The 5,196-nt window shown below is 65.8% G+C and carries 6 protein-coding genes and 1 pseudogene; 3 read left to right on the plus strand and 4 right to left on the minus strand.

Features of this window, described 5'->3' with window-relative positions; all coding sequences use genetic code 11:
- A partial coding sequence (locus tag PGX04_RS25965) for an NAD(P)/FAD-dependent oxidoreductase (protein WP_273741137.1) occupies nucleotides 1–261 on the plus strand: 261 nt, incomplete at its 5' end.
- An 83-nt stretch (nucleotides 262–344) separates the two neighbouring features.
- Here PGX04_RS25965 and PGX04_RS25970 read toward each other — a convergent pair.
- Both PGX04_RS25970 and PGX04_RS25975 read right to left on the minus strand, forming a co-directional pair.
- Nucleotides 345–902: an Hsp20/alpha crystallin family protein gene (locus PGX04_RS25970; RefSeq protein WP_273741138.1), complete on the minus strand. Its 558-nt coding sequence runs from the start codon at nucleotides 900–902 to the stop codon at nucleotides 345–347.
- A gap of 166 nt (nucleotides 903–1,068) precedes the next feature.
- Nucleotides 1,069–1,227: a DUF7559 family protein gene (locus tag PGX04_RS25975; RefSeq protein ID WP_273741139.1), complete on the minus strand. Its 159-nt coding sequence runs from the start codon at nucleotides 1,225–1,227 to the stop codon at nucleotides 1,069–1,071.
- Nucleotides 1,228–1,600: 373 nt separating this feature from the next.
- Here PGX04_RS25975 and PGX04_RS25980 point away from each other — a divergent pair, with 373 nt between their 5' ends.
- Nucleotides 1,601–3,328 (plus strand): radical SAM protein, encoded by a 1,728-nt coding sequence (locus tag PGX04_RS25980; protein WP_273741140.1) that lies wholly within the window; start codon nucleotides 1,601–1,603, stop codon nucleotides 3,326–3,328.
- A 113-nt stretch (nucleotides 3,329–3,441) separates the two neighbouring features.
- Nucleotides 3,442–3,852: a TRAM domain-containing protein gene (locus PGX04_RS25985; RefSeq protein WP_273741141.1), complete on the plus strand. Its 411-nt coding sequence runs from the start codon at nucleotides 3,442–3,444 to the stop codon at nucleotides 3,850–3,852.
- A 244-nt stretch (nucleotides 3,853–4,096) separates the two neighbouring features.
- Here PGX04_RS25985 and PGX04_RS25990 read toward each other — a convergent pair whose 3' ends face one another.
- Together PGX04_RS25990 and PGX04_RS25995 are read right to left on the minus strand one after the other, a co-directional pair.
- The gene (locus PGX04_RS25990) at nucleotides 4,097–4,819 is read right to left on the minus strand and encodes a YkgJ family cysteine cluster protein (protein ID WP_273741142.1); all 723 of its coding nucleotides are present in this window, start codon (nucleotides 4,817–4,819) and stop codon (nucleotides 4,097–4,099) included.
- A gap of 30 nt (nucleotides 4,820–4,849) precedes the next feature.
- A pseudogene (locus PGX04_RS25995) lies at nucleotides 4,850–5,196 on the minus strand (MBL fold metallo-hydrolase); the annotation flags it as partial.

A 5,196-nucleotide genomic window follows, 5' to 3' on the forward strand; every position in this document is an offset into this window, starting at 1 on the left:
GGCGATCACGGACTCGAGCGAGCGTGGGCCGGCCTCTGTACGGCGACGCCCGACCGGGATCCGCTCGTCGGACGCGTCCGCGACGGGCTGTACGTCGCGACCGGATTCCAGGGCCACGGCTTCATGCGTGCGCCGGCGATCGGAGAGCGGCTCGCGGAGGAAATACTCGGCGGGGACGGAATCGACGCCTTCGATCCGACGCGGTTCCGCGGCGACGAGACGTTCGACGTCGTCGAGGGGATGGCGCTCGACCCGAACTGAGACGGTCCGCTGTCACTGTCTCTCGGCGCGCCCACATGACGGGGCGCGGGTGCGCCGAAATTGACCGACAGTAGTCGTCCGAGTCAGTCGTCGACGACGACCGGCTCGGTGTCAGGTCCCGAATCGGACGCTTCGGATACGTCGGTCGCATCGGACACGTCGGTCGCATCGGACACGTCAGTCGCATCGGACACGTCGGTTGCATCGGACGCGTCAGTTGCGTCGATTTTCGTATCCGACTCGGCCTCGGACGCGCCGCTGACCGCGGAGTCCTTCGGAATTTCGACGCTCAGCGTCCCGGTTTCGGAGAGTCGCGCCGTTCCGGCGTCCGGATCGACGACCGCGTCGGTCGGCAACTCGGCGTCGGCGGACAGCGACATTCCGCGGCCGGGAAACCGCATCTCGTACCCCTCGTGGAACTGTCGGAACCGGTCGATCCGGATCTTGACGTTCCCCTCGAGGTAGCGGACCTGTACGTCGTCCGGCTCGGCGCCGGGCGCGTCGAAGACGACGCGGTAGGAAGCGTCGTTCTCGAGGACGTCGACGGGCAGCGATCGGTGGTTCTGGACGCGACCGTTCGCGCGACCGACCTGTCGGTACAGCACGCTACCGACCGATTTGCCGAGGTCTTTGAGGGTCACGAGGCGTCACCCCGGGTGGTGCGTGGAACGCGGGCGGCAGTCGCGGGGACCTGGAGAAAGGGTTTGCAATGCATGGGAGACATGACCGTAGGAACGGGTACGATAGCCGGGTTGATATTCCTTTTGCTCGGAACAAAAGAAACGTCTGACGAGCGGGGCGCTCCGCTCAGAGCTCCACCCGCTCGAGGCAGTCGGTTCCGCTGCAGACCGGGCACGAGAGTTCCGAGACATCGAAGTCGTCGGGCACGTCGTAGGTGTAGTGATTCTCGAAGATATCGAGAAAGCAGTCCTCGTCGGTACAGACGATTTCCTCCGTCGGTGGCATGTGCGATAGTAGCGGGACGACGACCATCAACGTCGGGGTTGCGGCACGCTAATTCGTAGAACCGGTGTCTGTTTCGGGCAAGGGAACGGGTACCGAGTATCTGGGGACGCAGAACGTCCCTCCCTCGATCTCCCCGGACGACTCGGTCGCTCGAGACGCTCGCTCACTCGCGCGAAATTGGTGACGCACCCTCGCTAGTGCCGACCGCGTCATCGGTACACCACGTGATGACCCGATCTCCGCTCCGAATCTGCCGGCCGATCAACCCGCGTCCGGGTGGGACTGAAAGGGGCGGCTCGCTGGGCGTGTATGCCCAGCGAGCCGGGGCTTTCGTGTAGTCACCGTTTTACCCCTCGAGTCGCTATCGGGAGCCATGACAGACCCCGAGACGCTGGCGGTGACGATCGTCGACGGCTACGTCGACGAGCCCGCGCACTTCGGGGTGCCGCCGTACATCTCGACGTATCCCCGGTACGCGGCGGGCGCGCTCGTCGACGCGGGCGTCCCGCGCGAGCAGATCACGTACCACACGATCGACAGACTCCGCGACAAGCCCGACTACTGGCGCGACGTCGACGAGGCCGACCTCCTGATCTACCTCGGTGGGATGACCGTCCCCGGGAAGTACGTCGGCGGCACGCCGGCCGAACCGGACGAAGTCCGAAAGCTCGCCTGGACGACCGACGGCACGAGCCTCATGGGTGGCCCCGTCAAGTTCGGCGTCGGCGACGAGAACGCCGGCGCGACGGAAACCGAACGCCGGGATCTCGACTTCGATTTCGTCGCCAAGGGCGACGTCGAGGCCGCCGTCTACGACCTCGTTTCAAGCGGTCTCGAGGGATTCAACAACCGAATGCGCGACGTCGACGAGGTCTCGCGGTGGGCCCAGGAGGGCGCGTTCGTGGTCGAACAGCATCCCAACCATCCGAACCACCTCATCGCGGAACTCGAGACCTCCCGCGGTTGCGCCTACCGGTGTTCGTTCTGTACGGAACCGCTCTACGGCAATCCGTCCTTCCGGTCGCCGCCGTCGGTCGTCGGCGAGGTCGACGCGCTCTCGGATTACGGCGTGAAACACTTCCGGCTCGGCCGGCAGGCCGACATCCTCGCCTACGGCGGCGACGGCGAAGCGCCCAATCCCGACGCCCTGCGACAGCTCTACAGCGGGATCCGCGAGGTCGCGCCCGACCTCGAGACGCTCCACCTCGACAACATGAACCCGATCACGATCGTCGAGTGGCCCGAGGAGAGCCGGGAGGGGATCCGGATCATCGCCGAGCACAACACGCCCGGCGACACGGCCGCGTTCGGCCTCGAGTCGGCCGACCCGGTCGTGCAGGAGGCGAACAACCTCAACGTCACCGCCGAGGAGTGTTTCGAAGCGGTCCGGATCGTCAACGAGGAAGCGGGCTGGCGACCCGGCGGAGACCGCGAAGACGCGCCCACCTTCGGCGACGACGCGCCGCGTCGACTGCCCAAGCTCCTGCCGGGGATCAACCTCCTGCACGGGCTCAAGGGCGAGCGCGAGGAGACCTACGAGCGCAATCGCGCGTTCCTCCAGCGGGTGTACGACGAGGGCTACATGCTCCGGCGGATCAACATCCGGCAGGTGATGGCCTTCGACGGCACCGACATGAGCGAGACGGGAGCCGAGATCGCGAACGAACACAAGCAGCTGTTCAAACGCTACAAAAAGCGAGTCCGCGAGGAGATCGACAACCCGATGCTCGAGCGCGTCGCGCCCCCGGGAACCGTCCTCCCGGACGTCCACCTCGAGTACCACCAGGACGGCACAACCTTCGGCCGCCAGCTCGGCACCTACCCCCTGCTGGTCGGGATCCCGGGCGAACGCGAACTCGAGCGGACCATCGACGTCGCGGTCGTCGATCACGGCTATCGCTCGGTGACCGGCGTTCCCTACCCGCTGGATCTCAACGCGGCCTCGATGGACGAACTCGCCGCCATCCCCGGTATCGGCGACCGCACCGCGGGCGATATCGTCGTTAACCGTCCCTACGAGAGCGTCGCCGACGCCGCCCTCGGGACCGAGTTCGACCTGACGCAGTTCATGACGACGCGGCCGCTCGAACGCGCGGACTGAGTTCGATTTCGGTCGGATTCGTCCCGGAACGGGCGCTTTGCCCGTCAATCGACGGCTCGGTGTCGGTAGTTCTATTATGGATGCGGATCAGAAGTGAAATAGAGGGTCTCGCTGTGGAAATATCTGAAAAACTGCTGTGTCTGTTCAGTACGGACGTTTCGGAAGAGGAGGATCGATACGTCATCGAGGTGCCGCGCCAGGAGATCGAGACCGGCGACGTCGACCCCGGCGAGGTCTACCGCGTCGCGCTCATCTCGCGCGAGGACGAGGCGAGCACCGACGAGGGGACGACGACCACAACGGCTCAGAGCACGCCGTCGGAGCCGCAGCCACCGGTCGATGTCGGCGAAACGCGCTACGTCGAGATCGAAGACATCGGTAAACAGGGCGATGGCATCGCCCGCGTCGAACGCGGCTACGTCATCATCGTTCCCGGTGCCGACGTCGGCGAACGCGTCAAGATCGAAGTCACCGAGGTCAAGTCGAACTTCGCCGTCGGCGAAATTATCGAGGATACGTTCTAACAACGACCTTTTTTACCGGGGGCATCGGCTGGCGTCTTCGACGCCAGCCTCAACCCCCGGCAAAAATCTCGACCAAAAAAGGCCGAGCGCTCGCTCCGCTCACGGGTCGTTCCTCCCCGTTCGCTTTTCCGAGGGCTTCGCTTCGCTCAGCCCTCGCACCGCTCGCGCTCGGGGAAACGGCGCGCGGAGCGCGCCGTACATGGGTAAATAACCGTGCGAATCTCTCGCTTATACACGAGTTACATCACTTCTCGAGCGGCGTCCCATCGACCCGTTTCGCGCCTTCGGAGTCGTGGACGACGATCTCGCCGGAATCGCGATCGGCGGGCTCGTAGTTGTCTCGAACGGCGATGGCCTCCTCGAGTTCCCGAACGGCGCGTTCCTTGAGCGCTCGAGCGAGGTCTTCAGCGTCCTCTCGAGAAATGTCCCGACCCAATCCATCGCATTCGTGGGCGCGGACCATTCCCGCTTCGTCGACGGCCTCGCCCATCGGCTGGCTGGTCCCCGCGAGCGCGACGCTGAACGGGTAGGTTTGACAGATCAGCGGGCGGTCGTCGTGAGCGGTACACGCGCCAGTGCCGGAGTCGTCTTCCTCGTAGAACGTACAGTCGCCGCAGCCGTCGGTCTGCAGCGCCCACTCGAAGGTCTCGCCCTCGAGAGCGCCGTCCTCCGTTTCCGAGAGACCGTAGGGCATCGGCCGGGCGATATCGCGCCAGTCGTAGTCGCCGTCATAACTGTCCCTATCTCGCGGTTCCACCGCTCGATTGTCCGCGGCGCGTAGCGCCGCGCTCTCCTCGAGATCGCGCACTTCCTCCGGGAACACCGTCGCGGTGTGGTCGTCCTCGGCGTCGGCCTTGCAGCAGGCCCCACAGCGGGTACACTCGAAGCCGATCGACTCGATCGCGTCCGCGAGATCGTCGACCGCGAGTCGGCGGGCGTCGTCGAGTTCGGCCTCGAGCGATTGCACACCTGAGCGGAGGGAGTCAACGCGGAAAAGTCAGTCGTCCTCGGCGTCGGTCGCGACCGCGGTCGCCCGCTGGCCGTCCCACTCCAGTCGGCCCTCCACGGCGAGTTTCTCGAGATGGGCGACGACCGTCGCCCGCGCGAGGTCGCGAACGCCCGAAAGGTCCTTCTCGTAGGCCGACTCGAGGATTTCCTCGAGGGATTGGGGTCCTGACGTGGCTGCCTCGAGCACCCGCTGCTCGCGCTCGGCCCGGTGGGAGAGCAGGCGCTCGAGGGTTTTCCGAGGGGCGTCGATTTCGGGGCCGTGGCCTGGGTGGAGAACCGGCGGGTCCGTCGCCCAGAGGCGACGCAGCGTCGTCACGTACGCGCGCATGTCGCCCT

It is taken from the genome of Natrinema soli, assembly GCF_028618695.1.